A 22,874-nucleotide genomic window follows, 5' to 3' on the forward strand; every position below is an offset into this window, starting at 1 on the left:
TTACAAATTTGGATTTATCTTATAAGTACTCAAATCATTTCCCTTCGTGTCCATAACATGCACGGCACATGCGATGCAAGGGTCGTAAGAGTGAATTTTTCGTATTATCTCAAGTGGTTTTGAAAGATCAGCGATATTCATACCAACTAAGCACGCCTCGTAGCTGCCCATCTTGTTTTGCGCATCTTTTGGAGAGGCGTTCCAAGTGCTTGGCACGACTGCTTGCCAGTTTGAGATGACGCCATCTTTTATGCGGCACCAGTGGCTTAGCGCGCCTCTTGGAGCGTTGCCTTTGAAGTGACCTTTATACTCTTTGCCATTATCTATGACATATTTTGCGCAGGTCTCTTGATCTGTCTTTAAATTTTCGATCAAGGCATTAAATGCGTCCATTGTGTGCTCTGCGACCACTTTTGCTTCAAGCATACGAGCAGCAGTTCTGCCTAGAGTTGAAAAGACTGCACTTAGTGGCAAGCCACTCTTTGCTAAAAACTCATCGACTACTTTTTTAACTCTCTCGTTGCCTTTAGCATAGTTTATGACGATGCTTGCGATCGGTCCTACTTGCATAGGCATGCCATCATATCTTGGCGCTTTGATCCAGCTATATTTGCCCTTTGTGTCAAAAAGCTTGCTGTGAGCTAGCTTGCCCTCGCCGTCTATGCTCTCGCCATCAACAAGGCCAGTATAGTTTGCCTCTGTCTCGCCGTCATAAGGGTGAAGTGCTTTGTCATTTTTATACCAAGCCCTTGTCGCCTCTTCTGTGATCTTCTCTTCGTCTATATCATAAACCTTGCTAAGATCGCCATTTAAGATGATACCGCCTTTAAATAGATGGTCATTTTTGCCGATCAAAAACTCATCGTAGCAGAATAAATTTGATACGCCAACGTCGTTTAAAACGCTTGGCTCATTTGCATAAGCCTTAGCCGCCATCAAAATGTCTGGATAGTAAGCTCTATCGACAAATTCTTTTATCTCGGCAAATTTACTCATATATTCGCCCATTCTAGCTGGATCCATAAGATCCATCACGCAGGTCACGCCACCAACTGTTAGACTTTGTGGATGTGGGTTTTTCGCACCAAAGATAGCCATCATCTGAGCTGCTGTTCTTTGAATTCTCAAGCACTCTAAGTAGTGAGAGAGGACGATTAAATTTTGCTCAGGAGTAAATTTATATGTGCTATGTCCCCAGTATGCGTTGGCAAATGGTCCAAGGTTGCCCTTTTTAACAAAGGCTTCAACCCTCTCTTTTACCTCTTTTAGCTTATCAGCTCCTGTTGCAAATGGCGTGCTTGTGTATTTAAACGCCTCCTCGCTAGCCTTATGCACGTCTGCGCTTAGTGCAGAGACGACATCTGCCCAGTCCATGCCGTGAAGCTGATAAAAGTGCACGATGTGATCGTGAAGATATAAAGCTGCGTTCATAAGCGTTCTAGTTAGCTCAGCATTTAGCGGAGGCTTGATGCCAAGGGCATTTTCAACTGCGACTATGCCTGCTCGGTAGTGCGAGTATGTGCAAACACCGCAAATTCTTTGCATGAAAAAGCCAGCATCTCTTGGGTCTCTGTTTTTTACTATCTGCTCTAAGCCCCTCCAAAGAGTTGAGCCAGAGTAAGCCTCTTTGACAACGTTGTTTTCATCAACTACGACTTCTATTCTTAAGTGCCCTTCGATACGTGTTATAGGGTCTATTACTATTCTTTTTTCACTCATTTTTTCGCCTTATTCTTTATCTTTACTCATACAAGCTAGTGCAGCGTGAGCCGCTATGCCAATACCAGCAAGTGCTAAAATTCCAATGCCTATTTTATCACTTACATTATCAGCGCCAAGCCCTAAAACAGTGTCAAATAGCCTATCAGCCATCGGCTCTTCAAATGGCCCCATCGTATCCCAGAAGTCTGGCTCTGAGCAGCCTATACAGCCATGACCTGCTTGAACTGGCCATGATGTATGCTGGTTAAATCTCTCGCGTGAGCAGTTATTAAATGTATATGGACCTTTACAGCCTACTTTATATAAGCAGTAGCCATTTTTTGCGCCCTCGTCGCCAAAGCTTTGGACAAACTCGCCTGCGTCAAAGTGGCCACGTCTCTCGCAAAGATCGTGAATTCTTAAGCCATAAGCCCATTTTGGTCTGTTATAAACATCAAGTGCAGGCAAGGTGCCAAATAGCAAGTAGTGAAGCACGTTGCCAACGATGTTTTTCTCGCTTGGAGGACAGCCTGGCACGTTTATGACTGGCTTATCAGTCACCTTTGAAAGACCGACTGAATTTGTTGGATTTGGCTTAGCTGCTTGGATACCGCCAAAGCTAGAACAGGTGCCAATGGCAAAGATAGCAGCAGCGTTAGCAGAGGCATTTACAGCGTGAGTTTTGCCGCTTGTGCCGTGAGGTCCGACTGTTAAAAAGTGTTCAGTAGCTCCCGTTGGGACGCCGCCCTCAACTAGCAAGATATATCTACCTTTATATTTTTCTATCGCATGCTCTAAATTTTCTTCAGCTTGCCAGCCAGCAGCCGCCATGATAGTTTCGTGGTATTCAAGGCTTATGTAGTCAAATATAAGACTATCTATGCTTGGAGCGTCAGTTCTTAGTAGGCCCTCGCTACAGCCAGTGCACTCAGCCATGTGAAGCCATATCACAGGAAGCCTATCACTTAGCTCAGCAGCGCGAGCAACCATCGGTGTCATCGCACTTGGCAATGCCATAAAAGCTGTCATCGCACCAGCCCACTTCATAAAATCACGCCTAGTAAAGCCCTTATCTTTTAAAAGCTGCGCAATACTAGTGTCATTTTTCATCTTAGGCAATGCACTAAGTTCGCTTAAGCGTCTATTTATCTTTTGACGCAAGTCATTATTCATATAAGCTCCTTCATTTGAAATTTGTTTTATATGTATAGTATCTTTGTTTTAAAAAGAGTAAAATTATTTTATAATATTAGTAGTTATATTTAAATAAATTTTAATAATAAAATTTTAAATGCCTTTTATCAATATCTTTAAAATATGCTATAAAATAATATTTAGCGAGATTTTATCCTATTTTTGAGAAATGATTTGGAAATTTGACGAGGAGCCAAGCGAGCTTAGCCTTCGTGTATATATCAAAAATTTACGCCAAATTTTAGGCAAAGATGCCATTTTAAACAAGCGTGGAGACGGCTACATCTATGTCTGAAAAGACGCAAATTTTATTTAAAATTTTATCCCTCTATCTTGTTAGCTCTGTGCTATTTTTGAGCTATTTTTTTATACACGACTACCAAAATAAAAAAGAAGCACTCATCTTAAACGAGGTAAAAAGCCTAAAAGAGATCAAGATGGGCATATATATGAAAGCCAGGATGAATGGCCTAGACTCGGTCTCAAGCCTCACAAACGAAAAGGGCGTACATGCTTGTATCGTGCTGGAGAATGGTGAGAAAATTTATAAAGATTTTGAGTGCAAAAATATCAACAAAGGCAAAAATGTAAATTTGATAGACGGCAAGGTAGCGATCTTTGAAAAGATCCAGTATATGGAGGACAACGCCACAGACGAGCTCGCACGCGCAGACATCTTTCTAGTTGGCAAAAATATCAACGGCGAAATTTTATCCTTGCAAATTTCGACCACACTAAAGGCGCTCTTTTTCCTTTTCGCCCTGCTCTTCATCGCCTTTTACCTCGCAAAACTAAGCCTAAGACCGCTTTATGAAAAGATAGATACGCTAAATCACTTCATAAAAGACTCAACTCACGAGATAAACACGCCCCTAAGCGTCATCTCGATGAGCATAGAAACGGCTGATCGCAACAACCTAAATGAGCGAAATTTAAAGCGTTTTAACAACATCAGTCTTGCTGCAAAGAGCCTAGGCAGCATCTATGACGCGCTCGTTCATCTAAGCTTTAACCTAGATAAACCAAGCAAAAAAGAGCTAATCGATCTAAATTTACTAACCACGCAAAGGCTTAGCTACTTCTCGCCATTTTTTGCTAAACGCGGACTTAAGATAGAGGCTAGCCTAAAGCCAAGCTTCATAAACGCAGACCTTGAGGATGTGAGTAAAATTTTAGATAATCTCCTTAGCAACGCCTCCAAATACGCAGCGCCAAATTCAAAGGTTAGCATCGTTTTAGAGCCAAATTTCTTTAGCATAAGCAACACTGGACGCGGCATCAGTAAAGAGGACCAGATGAAAATTTTTGATCGATACACGAGATTTAACGACGATCAAGGCGGCTTTGGCATAGGGTTAAATTTAGTCAAAGAGTGCTGCAAGAAAAATAACATCACCGTAAAATGCCAAAGCGAGCTTGATGGCGAGACTACGTTTTCACTCTCTTGGCAGAGTTAAATTTAAAACCACCCTACTCTAAATAATAAAATTTATTAAAAAAGAGAATTTATATCCAAAATTTATTTTTGATAAATTTTATTAATATTATAATCCTTTTACAAAATCTTAATCAAGGAGAAAAGTATGAAACTACTTGAAAAATACAGGCTTTTCATAAATGGTGAGTGGCGTGACGCAAAAGACGGCGCTACACTTGATGCCAAAAATCCAGCAAACGGCGAGCACCTTGCAAAGATCGCTGACGCTACTGAAGAAGATGTAAATGACGCAGTTCGTGCTGCACGTGAGGCTTTTAATAAATTTAAACACACCACAGTTAGCGAGCGCGCAAAGCTGCTAAACAAGATCGCTGATATCATCGATGAGCACAAAGAGCACCTCGCAAAAGTTGAAAGCATGGACAACGGCAAGCCAATCCGTGAGACGCTAAATGTCGATATCCCTTTTGCAGCCGAGCATTTTAGGTACTTTGCTGGCGTTATCATGGGTGAAGAAGGCAGCGCAAATGTGCTTGATGAGAAGCAACTCTCTATCGTTTTACGCGAGCCAATAGGCGTCGTGGGTCAGATTGTGCCTTGGAATTTTCCATTTCTAATGGCAGCTTGGAAGCTAGCTCCAGTGATCGCAGCAGGCGATGCGAGCGTGTTTAAGCCTTCAAGCGAGACAAGCCTAAGCGTGCTTGAGCTATTTAGGCTGATAGATAAAATTTTGCCAAAAGGTTTGATAAACATAGTAACCGGCAGAGGCAGCAAGAGCGGCGAGTGGATCAAAAACCACCCAGGACTTGATAAGCTAGCATTTACTGGCTCAACCGAGATCGGCCGTGATATCGCCATAGCTGCGGCTCGCCGTATCATCCCAGCCACACTTGAGCTTGGCGGCAAGAGCGCAAATATCTTCTTTAGCGACGCAAATTTAAACAAAGCGCTTGACGGTCTTCAGCTTGGAATTTTGTTTAACCAAGGTCAAGTTTGCTGCGCGGGATCGAGAATTTTCGTAGAAGAGAGCTTTTATGAGAAATTTATAGAGGCTGCGGTTAAAAAATTTAGCACCATAAAAGTTGGTGATCCACTAGATCCTAGCACTCAAATGGGCTCTCAGATCAATAAAAAACAAGCTGAGCAAATCTTAAACTACGTCGAGATCGGCAAAAAAGAAGGTGCAAAAGTGGCAGTCGGCGGCAAAGCCTACACCGCAAATGGTTGCGACAAGGGCGCATTTGTCGAGCCAACGCTGCTAGTTGATGTGACAAATGATATGAGAGTGGCTCAAGAAGAAATTTTTGGACCAGTTGGCGTCGTCATCAAATTTAAAGATGAAGCAGAGCTTATCAAAATGGTAAATGACAGCGAATACGGCCTTGGTGGCGGAATTTTCACGCAAGACATCACAAAAGCACTTCGCGTCGCAAGGTCTATGGAGACTGGCAGGGTCTGGATCAACACTTATAATCAAATCCCAGCAGGCAGCCCATTTGGCGGATATAAAAACTCAGGTATCGGCCGTGAGACGCACAAGATCATACTTGAGCACTACACTCAGATGAAAAACATCATGATAGATCTCACAGGCAAGGTTAGCGGCTTTTACGCACAATGATTTTAGGGGGTTTTGCCCCCTGCTGCTTTAAATTTCATAAATAAATTTTTCTTTCTAAATTTATCAGCAAATAACAATCTTTATTTTTAAGTTTAATAGACTAAAATTTGGCGCAAAGGAGAAAAATTGAGCGAGCAAATTTACATTATCGGCGACGTTCACGGCTGTTTTAATACGCTTTTAGAGCTTATCAAGCAGTTTCCAAACAAAGAAAAATCTCAAATTTGCTTTGTTGGCGACGTGATAGATCGGGGGCTTTTTAGTTGCGACGTGGTCGAGCTTATCATGCAAAATGACTATAAAATGGTAATGGGAAATCACGAGCGAAGACTGCTAAGCAATAAACTTGAATTTCTAAACAACAAAGTGCCATTTGACAGGAGCTGGTTCTTTGGAAACGGCGGAGAAGAGACATATAGATCATATCTTGGACAAAGCGTAGAGTTTAAGCAAAGGCATGTGGATTTTTTAGAAAGCAGGCCAGTTTATCTGGAATTTAAAGATTATAAAACCCAAAATGGCGAGCATCTAGTCGTCTCTCACTCAGCCGTTGGCAATATGTGGGAGCTAAGAAACGACAAATACGCTAGTGAAGAGTTTAAAAGGCACCTGCTCTCAGGCAGAGGCGACGAGATGCAAGTTAGTGGCATATTTAATGTCTATGGTCACACGCCAGTAAGAGAGGTAAAATTTTATAAAAATAGCGCAGATATCGACACTGGCTGCGTTTTTAATGAAGTTGGTTATGACAAACTAAGTGCGTTAGAATTTCCATCGATGAAAATTTATACGCAAAGAAATGTTGAAAATTTTAACAAAAAGGATAAAGATGTGGTTTTCTAAAAAGAGTTCTAGCTTTGCTAGTAGGGTTGATAAATTTTGGAGCGAACTTGGTAAAAATTTAGATGTCATCAAGCGTAATTTAGAGGATAAAAATTACGAAACAGCGAGTAAAATGACTGAGGAGGCGCTAAATTTATGTTTAGTAGATCCAACTTTTATGATAGGCCTTGTTGATAATAAGATCGATCTAGTGCTAACACCAGAAGGGATGAAATATAGGCTTTTTTGGCTTAAATTTATCAAATCACGCATGCCAAAAGAGTATGAGACAAAGCTTACTTGCACGCTTGGCAAACCACGTGCACCACGCGACGTAGCCACTATACAGATGTATGGCGTGAGTGTTGATGCAAATGAGGTCATGGTCTATGCAAATTTTGAAGAAAAAAGCGTGGATATGTGCCTATACAACGAGACTTTAAGCAAGCTAAAAAGCGAAGATGAAAACAAGGCCTACACACTAGCTTTCATACTTTGCGACAATGTTGTTGGCGAGACAGCGATGATAAACACACTTGGAGACTTTGAGATCGTAGATGAGCCAAGAGAAAAAGGCGTCGCGCTTACCGACTTTGCCGATCTTATAGATGATAAATTTGGCAAAGAGGCCTCGAGCGAACCGCTAAAGCAGTTTAGCTTTTATGAGCTTGAACCCCGCTCAGACGCACTAAGAGATGATGTATTTATGGGATATACGAGCCTAACCTCGCTACTAAATGAATACTATGACGGCAAAAGCGATATCTATAATGAAGCCTACGAGCTTGGCATAAATTTCTGCTTTTTAGCCCTTGATCACGGTGGCGATGTGCAGTTTGGTGTTGATAGCAAAAACAAGATAGAAGATGAGCTTGAAACTAGTACTTTTTGCGAGAGTATGGGCGCAGCGACTGGCACTAAGCACTCTTATGTTGATCTTATCTGCTTTGATAAAGACGAGCTTGAAAAGGCTGTTAGCAAATTTAGCAAAGAGCTTGATATCAAGATAGAAATTTGCGAGTTTAAACGCTAGATACATAAAAATTTAACGTAAAATATTACATATCCTGCTAGCTGGTAAATTTAAAATTGCCAGCTAGCAATAAATTTATCCTTTAAATTTAGAGCTATTTGAGAGATAGGCGCAAAATTTAAGCCCATATAAAAAGATGATCCACGAGATATATATCCAGACAAAGAAGAAAAGCACAGCTGAAAACGAGCCATAGACGCTTAGATAGGTCTTGTTGTAAAGGACGTAATAGACAAAGGCTGACTTACCAAGATACCAAACGAGCGAGGCGGCAAACGAGCTAAAAAGCGCGCTTTTAAATTTTATCTCGTCATTTACTGAGATGAGATATGTGACGCAAAATATCACCCAGATGATGAGATATGGCACGATACTTAAGAAATTTATCCAGCTTGTAAATTTAGTCGAGTTTAGCATCTCTTGCACAAGGCTTGAGAGGTAAAAACTGCCAGCAAGTCCGAGCGGTGCAAGCGTGATAAGCGTCCAGTACGAGCTAAGTGCCGACCAAAAGCCCCTAGCCTTGCTAGCTCTTGTCACTTTTAAGACTACGTATTCATAATCACTAAAAAACATAGCCGAAGTAAATATCATCGCCACAAAGCCAACCATGCCTAAATTTCCGCTATTTTGGAGGAAATTTTGCAAGTAGTTTGAGATGATCTCTTGATTGCTTGGCAAAAGAGCTGAGAAGACAAAGTCTTGAATTTTGGCGTAATAATCCTCAAAGCTAGGCAGTTTTGTAAAGATAGAAAACGATATAAGAAGTATAGGTATGATCGATAAGATCGTGTGAAAACTAAGGCTTGAGGCATAGTGAAAGAGCTCTTTGTCCTTAAGAGCAGCTAGCAAATTTAAACCACTCTTTAAATCGCTCTTGCTTAAGGACAAACGGCTCATTTATCAGTTATCTTCTTCAAAAAGTTTTTCGTAGTGAGCGTCGTAGTTGTTGATGTGCTCGCTATTTAGCTTCCAAAATACAGTGTCTATGTCGCTAACTCTTGTGTAAAATGGTAGTTGATAGTACTCAACCTCGCCAGTTTTAAACTCTTTTAGCACCTTAAAGCTTTGGCAATCAGCAAAAACGCTTCTTCCATCCATCGCGACAAAGATAAGACCAGCTGCACTTTGAGCGCACATCTTTCTAAAGTCATCTCTGCTTGGATTTGGCTTGTATTCGTAGCTCAAGTATGCTCCAATAAGGTCTGGATGGATAAATATCATATTAGGAAATGCGCCCAAAACCTCTTCATAAATTTCTTTATTTGGCACGACGATTAGTGAGCGGTTATAAAGGTAGTTTAGCACGACTATATCGCCACTTGCAGGTGCGATGCCAGGGAGTGGGAGAGCCTTTTGCTCAAGTAGGTCAAACACCTCAAATCTAACCTTCGCAAAGCCGGCATTTTTTGAGACAACGCTCACTCTTGCGATGATAGAGCTATCTGTGTCAAATTTATGAAGTACGACGCCGCTTGATCCGATCAAAATTTCAGGACTATCAACTATCGTTGCTGTGCCGTCACTCTCGACGCTAATAAGAGGAGTTCTATACTCATTTAAAGAAAAATCAGCCCCAAAAGCAAAGCCAAAAAACAGCGATAAAATCACGATTATACGTTTCAAAAATATCTCCTAAGTTTAAATTTTTAGAGCGATTATAGCCTAAAATGCTTTATCTTTTGCAAAATTAAAGCAAGTTTTAGTTAAAATCCCATCCAGCTTTTTAAAAGGATATCGATGCCTCGTATTTTTGTGATTTTTGCAATATTATGTATAAATTTATATGCCATAAAACCAACTGTTGATGAGCTTAGTTGGCCAAATGGCAGCAGCTTTTTAAATTTCCTTGAGACAAATAAAATCCCACTTTCACTTTACTACAACCTAGCAAGCGAAGATCAAGAGCTAACAGAAGAGATCATAGCTGGCACAAAATATCAAATTTACAAAGACGATAACGGCGAGGTTAAACAAGCTCTAATCCCCGTTAGTGACGAACTTCAGATACATATTTATAGAGATGACAAGGGTAAATTTCAGCTTGAGTTTATCCCGATCTTATACCAAAGCGAAGATAAAGTTTTAGCCCTAAAAGTCGATAAATCAGTCTCTGAAGATATCTTTGACTACACTGGTTCTGGCACGCTAGCGCTTGGTTTTAAAGAGGTTTTTAGCGGCAGCGGGATCGATTTTAAAAAGATAAATAAAGGCGATACGATCGCTATTGTCTATAACCAAAAACTACGCATGGGACGCTCTTTTGGCACACCTGAAATTTACGCAGCGATGATAGAAACTAAAAACAAACGCTACGTGATGTATAAATTTGAAGATAAATTTTATGATAAAAACGGCAAGAAAAATGACAAATTTTTGCTCGTTCGCCCTCTTGCAAACGCTAGGATCACATCAAATTTCACCCTAAAAAGATGGCATCCGATCCTTCAAAGATATAGAGCGCACCTTGGGGTTGATTATGGTGCTCCAAAAGGCACACCGATCAAGGCTGCAGGCGATGGCACGGTCAAATTTGTCGGTCAAAAGAGTGGTTATGGCAGAACCGTCATCATCTCTCACGCTGGTGGCTATGAGACGCTTTACGCGCACCTAAACGGCTTTGCAAAGGGCATAAGAAGCGGTCTTAAAGTAAAACAAGGCACGCTAATAGCATATGTTGGCACAAGCGGCATGAGCACTGGCCCTCACCTACACTTTGGCCTCTATCTAGGTGGCAAACCGATCAATCCAGAAAGCGCCATCAAGGTCGTAAAAAATATAGAAGACAAAAAAGAGTCTGCTAAATTTAAAGCAGTCATAAACAGAAATGATGAGTTGATAAAACAGGCTCTAAGCAACGACAAAGAGTATCACAAGGTGGAATTTTTCCCTAACGTAATAGATTTTTAAAGGTAAAACTTGAGCCAAGAACTAGAAGAAGCAAAAGAGCTGATAGATCAGCACTTAGATGAAAATTTAGAAGACGGCGAGCTCTCTGCATACGAGCTAGCTCAGCACCTAAAAACACTTAAAAAGCATGACGAGGAGCTTTTTGCCAAGTATCTTGAAAAGCTAGATCCTGAAATTTTGGGTGATGTGGCGATAGAGTTACCTGATCACATGCTAAAAGACGTGATCGACACGCTCCCAGCTGAAAAGATCGTAGAAGCGCTCGAAGAGCTAGAGAGTGACGACGCGACCGACCTACTCCAATACATCGAAGATATCGATGAAGACAAAGCGAGAGAGCTTTTTAACGAGCTAGATAAAGAAAACCAAAACGAAATTTTAAGACTTAGAAGCTACGATGAAGATAGAGCTGGTGCGCACATGCAAACAGAGCTATTTTCAGCTCATCTTGAAGAGAAGCTTGGCAGCGCAGTTGCAAGACTAAGACAAGAGAAGCAAGAAGGAAAACTAGAAAATGTCTCACAGCTTTTTATCATCGATAAAAATAGTGTCTTGCAATACGCCATCCCGCTTGAAGATCTCATCCTCTTTGACTTCACAAAGACGCTAAAACAAAATATCGAATCAACTCAGATCGACCACTACAAGCCTCACATGGCAAACGATATGGATCTCATGCAAGATGTCGCTGATATGTTTCAAGAGTACGATCTAAACGTTATCGCAGTTACAAGTAGCACTGGAATTTTGCTAGGTCGTATCACATATGATGATATCCACGACTACATTCAAGAAAGCGCAACAGAGCAAATTTATAACCTAGCCGGCGTTGATGACGAGTCAGAAGAGGATGATACGCTATTTAAAGCGGGTCGTGGCCGTGCGGTTTGGCTTGGTATAAATTTGCTAACAGCCCTTTTTAGCTCATCTATCATCGGACTTTTTGATGAGACGATAGCAGCTTACGTCGCACTTGCCGTGCTTATGCCAATAGTCGCTTCTATGGGTGGCAACACTGGCACGCAAGCACTTGCTGTTACGGTTCGTCGTTTGGCACTTGGCGAGATAGAATTTAAAGATGCAAAGAGCGTTTTAAAGCGAGAGGTGACGATCTCACTCGTAAATGGCCTCATCTTTGGCGCTATCATGGGCGTAATCGCCGCTGTTTGGTTTGACAAAGGCATGCTTGGTGTAGTCATTAGCCTTAGTATGGTTACAAATTTATTCTTTGCTGGCTTTTTTGGCACGATCATACCTTTGACGCTAAGGCGCTTTAACATCGATCCTGCTGTTGGCTCGGCGGTCATTCTTACTACATTTACTGATGCGATAGGATTTTTTAGCTTTTTAGGACTTGCAAAATGGATACTACTATAACAAATTTAGAAATTTTACCTCTTGGTGAGTCAAAATACCTAAAGCCATTTAAGATGAAATTTAAACAAAATGGCTTGCAAAGGGACTGGGACTGCGTCAAGGTGATGAATAGCGTTAGTATATTTTTATATCACGAGCAAAAAGATGCATTTTTGTTTGTCAAGCAGTTTCGCCCAGCCGTTTGGTACTCGCAAGAAAAAGAAGGCATCAAAACAAGCGAGCAAGGCTTTACCTATGAGCTTTGCGCAGGGCTTATGGATAAGGGGCTAAGCGAGGAGCAAACAGCTAGAGAAGAGGCAGTCGAAGAGGTCGGATATGAGCTAAAAGATATGGAGCGCATCACGATGACGTATGGCGCTTTTGGCTTTGGCGGCAACATGCAAACGATGTTTTATGCAAAGATCGATGAGAACATGAAGGTAAATGCAGGTGGCGGCGTCGATGGTGAAGATATCGAGCTAGTTTTTATAAAACGAGAAGATATGATGAAATTTGCCTTTGACGAGAGCAAGGTCAAGGGCTTTGGGCTCATCTTTGCCTACTTGTGGTGGGAGAAATTTAAAGGCTAAAAAGAGACCTTTTTGATGAGCGCAAAGACAACAACCGCCACAACAAAAATGCCAACTAATATAATGTAATCCGACATAAAAAACCTTTACGTTTAAAATTTGCACTATTGTAACTAAATTTTTAACAAAATAAGAACTTTATAACCGCACATATCATAAAATAATCAAAAATCATAAGGAGAAAATGATGAGCGAAAACGAAACTCTTTTTATCAACCGCGAATTAAGCTGGCTACGCTTTAACTCAAGGGTGCTCGCTCAGTGTGAAAAGGATATACCTTTACTTGAAAAGTTAAAATTTATAGCCATTTATATGACAAATCTTGATGAATTTTATATGATAAGAGTGGCTGGTCTAAAGCAACTTTTTGCAGCTGGCGTGACGACAAGTAGTAGCGACGGCATGAGCCCGCTTGATCAACTACGTGAGATCAGAAAATATCTTCAAGATGAGCAAAATTTGGTTGAAGCTCACTACAAAAGCACTGTAGATGCGCTTAGTAAAGAGGGTCTTTTTATCAAAAACTACGACGAGCTTGATGATAGCTTAAAGCAAAAATGCGACGAATACTTTTTCTCAAACATCCTGCCAGTCATCGTCCCTATCGCTGTTGATGCGACCCATCCATTTCCGCACCTAAACAACCTTAGCTTCTCGCTTGCCGTTAAACTAGCTGATATCGAGCATCCTGAAATTTTAAAATACGGCATGATAAGAATTTCAAGAGTTTTGCCAAGATTTACCCAGCCAAGTAGCAACGTCTTCGTGCCAATAGAGACTATCGTACACCGCCACGCAGAAGAAATTTTCCCAGGATATAAGCTCATTAGCTCAGCTGCCTTTAGAGTGACAAGAAACGCTGATATCGTCATCGAAGAAGAAGAGGCAGATGACTTTATGATGATACTTGAGCAAGGGCTAAAGCTTCGTAGAAAAGGGGCTTTTGTGCGTATGCAGATAGATAAAGATGCAGACGCTGATATCTTAGAGTTTTTAAATTTTCACATGAAAATTTTTCACAAAGATATCTACTTTTCAAGCATCCCGCTCACACTTAGCTCTCTTTGGGAGATAGCTGGGAGCAAGAACTTCAGCCACCTAGCAAACCCGCCCTACGCCCCAAAAACCCTGCCTCCATTTGGCAACGGCGTCTCGATCTTTGACGCCATAGACAAAGAGGACGTGCTGCTAGTTCATCCATTTGAGAGCTTTGATCCAGTCGTTAGCTTCATAAGAGAGGCTAGCAAAGATCCAAAGGTGATCTCGATACGCATGACGCTTTACAGGGTCGATAAAAACTCACCGATCATCCAAAGCCTGATAGACGCCGCAAGCGACGGCAAGCAAGTAACTGTGATGGTCGAGCTAAAAGCAAGGTTTGACGAAGAAAATAACCTTCACTGGGCAAAGGCACTTGAGGATGCTGGCGCACACGTGATATATGGCATCACAGGCTTTAAAGTCCATGCAAAAGTTAGCCAAGTGATCCGCCAGATCGGCGATAAACTTAAATTTTACATGCACTTTGGCACTGGCAACTACAACGGCAGCTCGGCTAAAATTTACACTGACGTTAGCCTATTTACGAGCAAAGAGGAATTTAGCCAAGATACGACCTCGTTTTTTCACATCCTCTCAGGATATAACAAAAACCGCCGTCTAAACGCCCTTAGCATGTCGCCCTTTCAGATAAAAGAGCGCATTATCGAAAAGATAAGAGTGGAGGCTAGCAAAGGCAGCGAGGGCAGGATCATCGCCAAGATGAACGCGCTAATAGACGAAGACGTGATAAACGAGCTTAGTCGTGCTTCAAACGCAGGCGTGAAGATCGACTTAATCGTCCGAGGTGTGTGCGGACTAAGACCTGGCGTAAAAGGCAAAAGCGAAAACATCAGAGTTCGCTCGATCATCGGCAAATACTTGGAGCATGCTAGAATTTTATATTTCAAACACGCTAATCCAAAAATTTACATCTCAAGTGCTGACTGGATGCCACGAAATTTAGAGCGCCGCTTGGAGCTTATGACGCCTATCTTTGAGCCAAGACTTCAAGAGAGACTGCTTGAAATTTTAGAGCTTCAGCTAAGCGATAACGACCTAGCATTTGAGCTACAAAGCGGCGGCGAATACACAAAAGTAGCTAGACGAGATGGTGAAAAGGTGATCTCTTGCCACGAAGTTTTAGAAAACTACATCTCTAAAATTTATAAATCCGTTAAGAAAGACACTGACAAAGCAAAAGCAGATATGCTTGCAAGCAAGCTTTTAAAAGAGAGCTAAAAAAATAAATGGCTTTTAAATTTAAGTTTAGAAGCCATTTTTACCTTAAATCATAAACTATAAATCCAAAGACTAAATTTTAAATTTATGAAATTTCTAGCTAAATTTAACTCCAAATTTAGCCAGCAGTTTTAGTAAAAGTAAAATTTCACATTAGCACAAGCTCTAAATTTGCTACAAAAGAAAAACAGCCCAACAAACTGCGTTATCGGTAACGACGGCTTGGCTATGCGCATACAAAAACCGGCAAACATGAGAAATTTATCCACAATAGCAACGTTGTTTTAGGGATTTTGTAAAGATCAGTGCTTGCAGGGCGATAGACTACGGCGTTTTTGAAAGCACGATGATTGCAAACCGCGCAATGATAGATATTTTCTATCAAATAGGCTTCTACTAAATCAAATTTCTAAATTCCCAGTCAGGCGACTTAAATTTAAACCAGCTCTACTGCAAAGCTTTTAAAACTGGCTCTGGTTTTAGCTTTACGCTTGGGGCATTTTTGCTAAAGCTTATGAGATCCTCTGTCGTTTGTATGCTAAAAGGTAGGCGAGTTAAGCAGACTTTAAAGATTTCAGCTGCTGCTATCGCGTCATTTAGAGCTCTGTGGTGGGTGTTATTTATGCCAAGGAGCTCTTTTAGCGAGCCAAGACCGTATTTTTGCGAGGCGATGGTTCGGCGGCTAAGATCGATGGTACAAAGTTTTCTATTTAGCAGTATGCCAAGGCCGATCTCGTTTAGGCTATGCGAGATAAATCCGTAGTCAAAATTTACGTTGTGCGCGATAAAAACGCTAGTCCCTAGAAAAACTTTAAACCGCTCCAGCACGTTTAGCAAATTTGGCGCACCAACTAGATCGCTAGCCTTTATGCCAGTTAGCTCGGTGATATTTTCAGGTACCATAGGAGCTGCTATAAAGCTTTCAAAGCGCCCTATTTCAGCACCATTTTTCATTTTTATCGCACCAATTTCTATTATCTGACCATTTGTCGTGCCACCAGTCGTTTCGATATCTACGACGCAAAATTCCTGCTCGCTAATATCTCGAAATCTCGTGCCAAGCTCAATCTCGTTGCTTTCATTTCTAGTGATATCAAGCCCGAGAGTTCGCCACATATCAAGGTCACGCACGTCGATGAGCGATGAAATTTCCTCAATATCGCTAAATTTTAAAATAAACTCGTGATAGCCTAAATTTTGCCTAGCTAAAATTTCAATGCTATTTTCTAACCGCTGTTTTTTTGGTTTCAAAACTCAAGCTTTATGGCGCGAATGGCTTGTTCGTATGAATTTGATGAGAAGATGTAGTTGCCAGCCACCAAGACATCAGCTCCAGCCTCTTCAAGATCAGGCGCATTTAGTCCATTTACGCCGCCATCTACTTCGATGAGACACTTGGCGTTTTTGCGCTCTATTAGCTCTCTTAGCGCCCTTGTTTTCTCAAGCACGACTGGCATAAATTTCTGACCACCAAAGCCAGGATTTACGCTCATTAATAGCACCATATCGACTTCATCTATGATATGCTCGATCGCGCTAACTGGCGTGTGTGGATTTAGCACGATACCAGGGCCAACGCCGTTTTTTCTGATGTGATCGATGAGCCTCATCGGATGCTTCTCTTCTTCTATGTGAAAGGTTAGAAATTTTGGCTTTAGCGGCAAAAAAAGATCAGCAAAAAATGAGTTATTTTCAACCATTAGATGTATGTCAAGTGGCTTTGTAGCGGCCTTTGCAACAGCACTTACCACGACTGGCCCGATGGTTAAATTTGGCACAAAATGCCCATCCATAACATCAACATGCACCAGATCGCACCCAGCCTCGCAAATGGCTCTTATCTCAGCTGCCAAATTTCCGAAATCAGCCGACAAAATACTAGGTGCAACGTACATTTTAAATCCTTATTTGCTTATAAAAATCACGCCAGTTTGGCTCTCTTTTGCATTTAATGTGGCAAAAATTCCACTGCTTGCTCTGTCAAAAAACATCTCATTTTCGTAAAATTTAAAGTTGCTAAGCTTTACCTTTAAATTTCTCTCGATGAAAATGTCTAAAATTTTGCTTGCAATGATACTAAAAATTTGAGAAAATCCGCTTAAACAGCCACACTCCAGATCGCCATTATCTGAAAAAATAGAGCAAATTTTGCTAAGCTTGTCCTTTTTAACGCCAAGCAAAATTCTCATCTGTATATCGCCATAAAAGAGCACGCAAGCCCGCAAATAGTCATTTTCACCCTCTACGTTAAAGTTGCTAATCTTTGCATCAAGGCATAAAATTTCACTCTCTATCAAAGGTGAGAGCACGTCTGTGACACTTGAGATCACAAGTGGCAAAAACTCAACTAAGCTTTTATTCATCTTTGTAGGCTCAATGTCGATAAGGCGCTTTTTAAAATAGAGCGTCGAATCATCTTTGAAAAAATCATCCATCTTTTTATATAAAAGTATCTTTGCCGCTTTTAAATTTGAGGCAAGTGTCTCTGAGATGTTGCCCTCATTTAAGCCGCAAATCGCCAATATACCGCCACTTTTTTGGCTCAACTCAGATAGCTTTATCAAAAAACTAGCACCGATGGTATTTAAAGCACCGACCGAATCAGACCAAAAAACAAAGAATTTAAAGCCTATCTTTTGTAATCTTTCGTGAAATTTATAGTCAAAATTCTGCACAAAAGAGCTATCCATGAGCCCTACTGTCTTGTAAATAACGACGTCGCCTCTTACAAAGGTACTAAACTCTTTTTTGCCTAAAACGATGTGATTTAGGGTGCTAATGGTGTATTTGTAAGCTTGTTTGGCAGCGTTAAATTCTTCTACGCTTTTTACAAATTTACACTTGTAACACTTTTGCTCCAAAAGCGAGTTGATGTAGTCTTTGTACTGCTCGTTTTTGTTATAAATCACGATGGCTTCGCTGCTATCTGCTAAAGTATCATTTAAAAATAGAGTCGCAACTTTTTCATTTTCAAAGAGTGAAAATCTCAAAATATTTTTTGAAGTCTTTGCGACAAGCTCGTAAAAAGTATCGTCATAGTCGCAGACTGCAAACTCAGCGCCTATCTGCTTAGCGATGCTTGATAGGTGCTCGCATGTGCTATTTAGCCAAAGTGGGCTAAAAAATGTGACATTTTTTAATGAAAGCAAAATGGCGCTTATCTGCCTTGCGCAAATTTGCTCTACTTCGGCCTTTTTGATGCTTGAAGGGGTGATATTAACCTCTAAAAATCCAAATGGCCTAACAATGGCCAAAGAGCCCTCAAAAGTTACTTTCATTTTCTAAGAGCCTTTTTTAAATTTATAACCATATCAGCCGAAGCATGGACGCTAACATCGGTGATCCTATCGATGCCAAAGTCAAAAAACTTAGCAGTGCTAGCCTCATAAGAGAGCAAAATTTTAAAGTATTTTAAAACCAAAATCTCTTCTCTATTGAGCCTATCGCTCTCCCATCCTGCAAGCTTTAAAAGCACTCCAAATAGCGAAATATCAAACCTTCGCTGCAAGATCCTATCAAAGCTCATATCAGAAAAACCAACGATATGTTTAAGTGAGTGCGGATACTTTAAAAAGATCAGCTCGCAAAATATAAGAAGAATGAGCGCGTAGGCAGCTAGAAATAAATTTTTTTGATTTTTTAGTCCAAGGTAGTTTAGAAGTTTGCTCCAGTCAGATAGAAATTTGGCATTAAACTCCATCATCGAGTGTAAATTTACACCAAAATTTTTATATCTTTTTGGAGATTTGATAAAAACAAAATAAGAGCAAATTATCATTTTTAGGTTATCTATGCCTAGTGGATAAGCCATCGCATAGATATCTTTAGTGTGGTTTTGAACGCCAAAATCGCCTAAATTTACTATCGTTGCAAAGTACGCTTTAAAAGTCTCACTCCCCCTAAAAAGCTCCATAGCAGTAGTGATGTCGCCCTCATCCAAGTGCTTTTGGCACTCATAAAAAACATCGGGCATTGTATAGATAAAATTTGAAATTTCATCTATTTGATTTTTAGTTAGCATTTTATTTTACCGATTTTTTATTTTGGGGCTATTTTAGCCTTAATTAAATAAAAAATCAACAAAACTTATAAATATAAATCTTCATTTTAAGCAATACTTTGGTTTTGTTTAGATAAAATCAGCAGAAATTTTTGTTTATAAGGAAAAAAAATGTCAAAAAGATGTGCGATAACCGGCAAAGGACCAATGGTAGGCAACAATGTGAGCCACGCCAACAATAAAACTAAAAGAAGATTTTTACCAAATCTTAGAACTATCCGTGTTACTCTAGAAGATGGCACAACAAGAAGAATAAAAGTTGCTGCTTCTACTCTAAGAACTATGAAAAAGCAGTCAAACTAAGAGATAAAATAAAGAGGAATTTATGTCTTTTCTTTCAAGACTTTTAAAATTCCTCAACTGGTCAAACTCCGCAAAACCAGAAATAAGCCTAGATACTGAGCTTTACGAACAACTAAAACCTTTTAGATTTCCACTAATTTCAGTCGTACTACTGTTACTTTTTGGAACACTTGGTTATATCTTTATAGATAACTTCTCTCTCATAGATGCCTTTTACCAAGCAGGCATGACCTTCACGACGGTCGGTTTTACCGAAGTTGCACCCATTACTCCAAAGGGGCGAATTTTTACTATAACATTTATCCTTGTTGGCTTCATTATTTTTACGCTATCAATCGGTATCGTTGTAGAAGTTCTAAAAAGAGGCACATTAATTAGCATTTTAAAGGAAAGGCGCATGCTTTATAAGATCGCAAGACTAAAAAATCACTTCGTTATTTGTTATCACAACCTCTACACGATCGAGCTTAGCGCTCAGTTTCGTGAAAATCACATACCATTTGTAGTGGTTGACGATAGAGAAGATATCGCAGAAATAGCTCAAATTTACAAGTATCCATACTTCATAAAAGCTCAGCCTCATACTCAAATCGCCTTTTTAAAAACGCATCTATCAAGCGCAAAAGGCTTAATCACTCTTAGCCCAAATATCGCTGATAATATCGCACTTATCGCTTCTGTTAGACTTTATGAAAAAGAGATAGGCCGCAAAAAACCTTACCACATCATCACAAACTCAGATAGCGAGGATGACACCCAAAGGCTAAAAAAACTTGGTGCTGATAACGTAGTAAGCCCATCTCGCCTAGTCGCACAGCGTCTAAGCGCCATGAGCGTAAGACCTGATATGGAAAATTTACTCGAGCAATTTCTATACACAAAAAGCTCGCCTATCGACATAGAAGAAATTCTTGTGCCTGACTACTCTTGGATCAGGTTTAAAAGACTAAAAGAGACACACCTAAGAAATATCACAAATGCTGACGTGGTAGGCATTAGAGACATAAATAACAAATTTATCCCTATGCCAAATGGTGATACTCTAATTGGCACTGGCACAAAGCTTTTAGTCATCGGCACAGTTGATGGCATACGTCTAACCAAGCGCCTAGTAAAGAGCAAACACAAGCCAGAAGAACTAAAATACGTTTAGTTTTTGCATTTGATTTGTGGCATAAATTTGACTCAACCACTATTATATGCTAGAAGCTTTTATAGATCTAAATTTAGATAGTCAAACATTTACAAAGCCTTGTTAGAATTTATAAATTTTTTACAGGAGCTACGTATGTTACACGAATACACTGATCTCATAAATGAGTTGAAAAAAGTAGATGTTCATTTTGCCGCACTTTGCAAAAAGCATGACGAGCTAAATGAAAAAATAGACAGCAAAGCTGCACAAGCCTCTGAGCTTGATGCCTTAAAAAAAGAAAAATTAAAACTAAAAGATGAAATTTACGCCCAAATTTTAAAATACAAAGAGCAAAAATAAGTAAAATTCAAACTAATAATGGAGCCAAATTTCGCTTAACTTGCATTATTTTGAGCTTTGACTAGACTACAAATTTAAAAAGCCCAAATTTCTTTGGGCTTACAAATTTTATATAGCTTTTATCATCACTTTTGTTAGAAGTTCTGAAAATTTAGCTGGATTTTCTAGGCTCATGCCCTCATTTAGCCTTGCCATATCAAGAAGCAAAGGCGCGATATCATATATCATCGCCTCGTTTTTCTCAAGTTTGGCAAAAATTTCATGATCGGCATTGATCTCCAAGATCGGCTTAACTTTTGGAGCATTTGCGCCTTGTCCCATCTGTTTTAGCATCTCTTGCATAGCGTAATCAGGGTCGTTTTTATCATATATTAGCACAGCAGCCGAGCTTGAGAGCCTTGAGCTTAGCCTAACATCTTTAACCTCGTCTTTTAAGATCTCTTTCATCTTAACAAGCGTGTTTGCAACCTTGCTCTCATCGACCTTCTCATCACTTTTGATCTCGTCGTTTATATCAGCATGTGAGACTGATTTTAGAGGTGTTTTGTCAAATTCATTTACCATTGGCATGACGATCGTATCGATCTCTTCGTCCATAATAAGCACTTCGATATCGTTTTTCTTAAAGCTCTCAAGAAGTGGCGAATTTCTTAGCATATTTTCGTTGTTGCCGCTGATGTAGTAGATCGACTTTTGATCCTCTTTCATCGCCTCCTTGTACTCTTTTAGGCTGATAAGTCCGTCTCTTTTTGAGCTTTTAAATAGGCAAAGATCCAAAATTTGCTCTTTTTCAACGTTAAAGCCGTAAAGCCCCTCTTTTAAAACCTTGCCAAATAGTTTGTAAAATTTTATATATTTTTCACGGTCGCTCTCTTTTAACTTTGCAAGCTCACTTAAAATTTTCTTCACGCTTTGTTCTTTGACGCTTCGCATGATCGCATTTTCTTGTAAAATTTCGCGGCTAACGTTTAGCGGCAGGTCTTCAACGTCGATCACGCCTTTGATAAATCTTAAATACGGCGGCAAAAGCTCTTTTGCATCGTCAGTTATAAAAACCCTCTTCACATAGAGCTTCACACCACTTTGATAATCAACCCTAAAGAGATCAAACGGCTCCGTGCTTGGCACATAAAATAGTGTCGAATACTCGATCTTGCCCTCGGCCTTTGTGTGGATATAAAGTAGCGGATCGCTGCTATCGTGTGAAATTTGCTTATAAAAGTCGTTGTAGTCTTGCTCTTTTAAGCTGGCTTTATTTAGCCTCCAAAGCGCATTTGCCTTGTTTATCTGCTCGTTTTTAGTCTCATAAGTGCCCTCTTTTTCGCCTTCTTTTGGTGCGACGTAGCTCTCTTTATCCATAAAAATAGGATAAGGGATGTGGTTTGAGTATTTTTTGACTATCTCTTCGATACGCCAAGAATTTGCAAATTCATTGTCGTTTAAATGGAGGATTATATCCGTGCCAAATCCATCTTTTTGGGCATCTTCGATCTCGTAGCTTTTTGCATCAGATGTCCATTTATAGGCCTTCTCACTTAGTGTTCGTTTGCTTATGACTTCGATCTTACTTGCCACCATAAACGCTGAGTAAAAGCCCACGCCAAACTGGCCGATCAGCGAGCTATCTTTTTTGGCATCGCCACTTAAGCTTTGCATAAAACCTTTTGTGCCACTTCTTGCAATGGTGCCTAAATTTGCGATGAGCTCGTCTTTATCCATGCCGATACCGTTGTCGCTGATGGTTAAAGTCTTAGCTTTTTCATCTACTTTAATGTCGATCCTTGGAGTGTAGCTTAAGCTTTTATACTTTTCATCAGTCAAGCATAGGTAGTTTAGCTTGTCAAGTGCGTCGTTTGAGTTTGATATGAGCTCTCTTAAAAATATCTCTTTGTTTGAGTAAAGAGAGTGGATCATCAAATTTAAAAGGTCATTGACCTCGGTCTGAAATTCAAATTTATCTGCCATTTTCTTTTCCTTTTTTTAAAATTTTTGGCAGATTATAACACAAAGTGATAAAAATACTCTTAACATTGATAGTAATGCTATCAAGTTTTTTTATAAAAATTTTAGACA

The 22,874-nt window shown here is 40.1% G+C and carries 20 protein-coding genes and 1 pseudogene; 12 read left to right on the forward strand and 9 right to left on the reverse strand.

Going from position 1 to position 22,874, the window contains the following annotated elements; genetic code table 11:
* Both F3G86_RS07265 and F3G86_RS07270 read right to left on the reverse strand, forming a co-directional pair.
* Window positions 1–1,719 (reverse strand): nickel-dependent hydrogenase large subunit, encoded by a 1,719-nt coding sequence (locus F3G86_RS07265; protein WP_149723475.1) that lies wholly within the window; start codon window positions 1,717–1,719, stop codon window positions 1–3.
* Between the two features lie 9 nt (window positions 1,720–1,728).
* On the reverse strand, window positions 1,729–2,874 hold the full coding sequence (locus tag F3G86_RS07270) for a hydrogenase small subunit (RefSeq protein WP_002940950.1): 1,146 nt from the start codon (window positions 2,872–2,874) through the stop codon (window positions 1,729–1,731).
* 193 nt (window positions 2,875–3,067) lie between these two features.
* On the opposite strand from F3G86_RS07270, the pseudogene F3G86_RS07275 reads away from it, so the two are divergent.
* The 5 genes and pseudogenes from F3G86_RS07275 to F3G86_RS07295 all read left to right on the forward strand — a co-directional run.
* Window positions 3,068–3,190, forward strand: a pseudogene (locus F3G86_RS07275) (winged helix-turn-helix domain-containing protein); the annotation flags it as partial.
* Entirely contained in the window at window positions 3,183–4,352 is a 1,170-nt protein-coding gene (locus F3G86_RS07280) for a sensor histidine kinase (RefSeq protein WP_149723476.1), read from the forward strand. The pseudogene F3G86_RS07275 and the gene F3G86_RS07280, both read left to right, overlap by 8 nt.
* Before the next feature lie 126 nt (window positions 4,353–4,478).
* A complete protein-coding gene (locus F3G86_RS07285) occupies window positions 4,479–5,954 on the forward strand; it encodes an aldehyde dehydrogenase family protein (protein WP_149723477.1) in 1,476 nt (491 codons plus the stop codon).
* A 126-nt stretch (window positions 5,955–6,080) separates the two neighbouring features.
* Window positions 6,081–6,797 carry a metallophosphoesterase gene (locus F3G86_RS07290; RefSeq protein WP_149705624.1) on the forward strand — a complete coding sequence of 239 codons (717 nt, stop codon included), beginning with the start codon at window positions 6,081–6,083 and terminating at the stop codon, window positions 6,795–6,797.
* Window positions 6,784–7,809 (forward strand): hypothetical protein, encoded by a 1,026-nt coding sequence (locus F3G86_RS07295; RefSeq protein ID WP_149705625.1) that lies wholly within the window; start codon window positions 6,784–6,786, stop codon window positions 7,807–7,809. Before F3G86_RS07290 ends, F3G86_RS07295 begins: the two co-directional genes overlap by 14 nt.
* Before the next feature lie 75 nt (window positions 7,810–7,884).
* Here F3G86_RS07295 and F3G86_RS07300 read toward each other — a convergent pair whose 3' ends face one another.
* Window positions 7,885–8,706, reverse strand: coding sequence for a YihY family inner membrane protein (locus tag F3G86_RS07300; RefSeq protein ID WP_149723478.1), 822 nt, complete (start codon window positions 8,704–8,706; stop codon window positions 7,885–7,887).
* Window positions 8,707–8,709: 3 nt separating this feature from the next.
* Window positions 8,710–9,432, reverse strand: a complete 723-nt coding sequence (locus F3G86_RS07305) for a plasminogen-binding N-terminal domain-containing protein (RefSeq protein ID WP_149723479.1) — start codon at window positions 9,430–9,432, stop codon at window positions 8,710–8,712.
* Between the two features lie 114 nt (window positions 9,433–9,546).
* On the opposite strand from F3G86_RS07305, the gene F3G86_RS07310 reads away from it, so the two are divergent.
* The 4 genes from F3G86_RS07310 to F3G86_RS07325 all read left to right on the forward strand — a co-directional run bounded on the left by F3G86_RS07310 (window position 9,547) and on the right by F3G86_RS07325 (window position 14,943).
* A complete protein-coding gene (locus tag F3G86_RS07310; RefSeq protein WP_021085605.1) occupies window positions 9,547–10,716 on the forward strand; it encodes a peptidoglycan DD-metalloendopeptidase family protein in 1,170 nt (389 codons plus the stop codon).
* A gap of 9 nt (window positions 10,717–10,725) precedes the next feature.
* The gene (mgtE, locus tag F3G86_RS07315) at window positions 10,726–12,093 is read left to right on the forward strand and encodes a magnesium transporter (protein WP_103578624.1); all 1,368 of its coding nucleotides are present in this window, start codon (window positions 10,726–10,728) and stop codon (window positions 12,091–12,093) included.
* The gene (locus F3G86_RS07320; RefSeq protein ID WP_149723480.1) at window positions 12,078–12,662 is read left to right on the forward strand and encodes an NUDIX domain-containing protein; all 585 of its coding nucleotides are present in this window, start codon (window positions 12,078–12,080) and stop codon (window positions 12,660–12,662) included. Before mgtE ends, F3G86_RS07320 begins: the two co-directional genes overlap by 16 nt.
* A gap of 163 nt (window positions 12,663–12,825) precedes the next feature.
* Window positions 12,826–14,943, forward strand: coding sequence for an RNA degradosome polyphosphate kinase (locus F3G86_RS07325; RefSeq protein WP_223228585.1), 2,118 nt, complete (start codon window positions 12,826–12,828; stop codon window positions 14,941–14,943).
* Window positions 14,944–15,390: 447 nt separating this feature from the next.
* Here F3G86_RS07325 and F3G86_RS07335 read toward each other — a convergent pair whose 3' ends face one another.
* The 4 genes from F3G86_RS07335 to F3G86_RS07350 are packed head-to-tail and all read right to left on the reverse strand — an operon-like array spanning window position 15,391 to window position 18,964.
* Window positions 15,391–16,194 carry a 3'-5' exonuclease gene (locus F3G86_RS07335; protein ID WP_149723482.1) on the reverse strand — a complete coding sequence of 268 codons (804 nt, stop codon included), beginning with the start codon at window positions 16,192–16,194 and terminating at the stop codon, window positions 15,391–15,393.
* Window positions 16,191–16,838 (reverse strand): ribulose-phosphate 3-epimerase, encoded by a 648-nt coding sequence (rpe, locus tag F3G86_RS07340; protein WP_149723483.1) that lies wholly within the window; start codon window positions 16,836–16,838, stop codon window positions 16,191–16,193. Before rpe ends, F3G86_RS07335 begins: the two co-directional genes overlap by 4 nt.
* Before the next feature lie 9 nt (window positions 16,839–16,847).
* Window positions 16,848–18,221, reverse strand: coding sequence for a prephenate dehydrogenase (locus tag F3G86_RS07345; protein ID WP_149723484.1), 1,374 nt, complete (start codon window positions 18,219–18,221; stop codon window positions 16,848–16,850).
* Entirely contained in the window at window positions 18,218–18,964 is a 747-nt protein-coding gene (locus F3G86_RS07350) for a hypothetical protein (RefSeq protein ID WP_012001698.1), read from the reverse strand. The genes F3G86_RS07345 and F3G86_RS07350 overlap by 4 nt, the downstream gene beginning before the upstream one ends.
* Before the next feature lie 150 nt (window positions 18,965–19,114).
* Between F3G86_RS07350 and rpmB the strand changes: the two genes are divergently transcribed.
* From rpmB to F3G86_RS07365, 3 genes are all read left to right on the forward strand, one after another.
* Window positions 19,115–19,306: a 50S ribosomal protein L28 gene (gene rpmB / locus F3G86_RS07355; protein WP_002942221.1), complete on the forward strand. Its 192-nt coding sequence runs from the start codon at window positions 19,115–19,117 to the stop codon at window positions 19,304–19,306.
* Between the two features lie 22 nt (window positions 19,307–19,328).
* Window positions 19,329–20,459, forward strand: coding sequence for a potassium channel family protein (locus F3G86_RS07360; RefSeq protein ID WP_012001697.1), 1,131 nt, complete (start codon window positions 19,329–19,331; stop codon window positions 20,457–20,459).
* Between the two features lie 135 nt (window positions 20,460–20,594).
* Window positions 20,595–20,801, forward strand: coding sequence for a DUF465 domain-containing protein (locus F3G86_RS07365; RefSeq protein ID WP_002942218.1), 207 nt, complete (start codon window positions 20,595–20,597; stop codon window positions 20,799–20,801).
* 108 nt (window positions 20,802–20,909) lie between these two features.
* Here F3G86_RS07365 and htpG read toward each other — a convergent pair whose 3' ends face one another.
* A complete protein-coding gene (gene htpG, locus F3G86_RS07370; RefSeq protein WP_149723485.1) occupies window positions 20,910–22,766 on the reverse strand; it encodes a molecular chaperone HtpG in 1,857 nt (618 codons plus the stop codon).
* Window positions 22,767–22,874: the final 108 nt, after the last annotated feature.

Origin of the sequence: Campylobacter concisus (assembly GCF_902460595.1) — a bacterium.
In the GTDB taxonomy this organism is placed as follows: domain Bacteria; phylum Campylobacterota; class Campylobacteria; order Campylobacterales; family Campylobacteraceae; genus Campylobacter_A; species Campylobacter_A concisus_BL.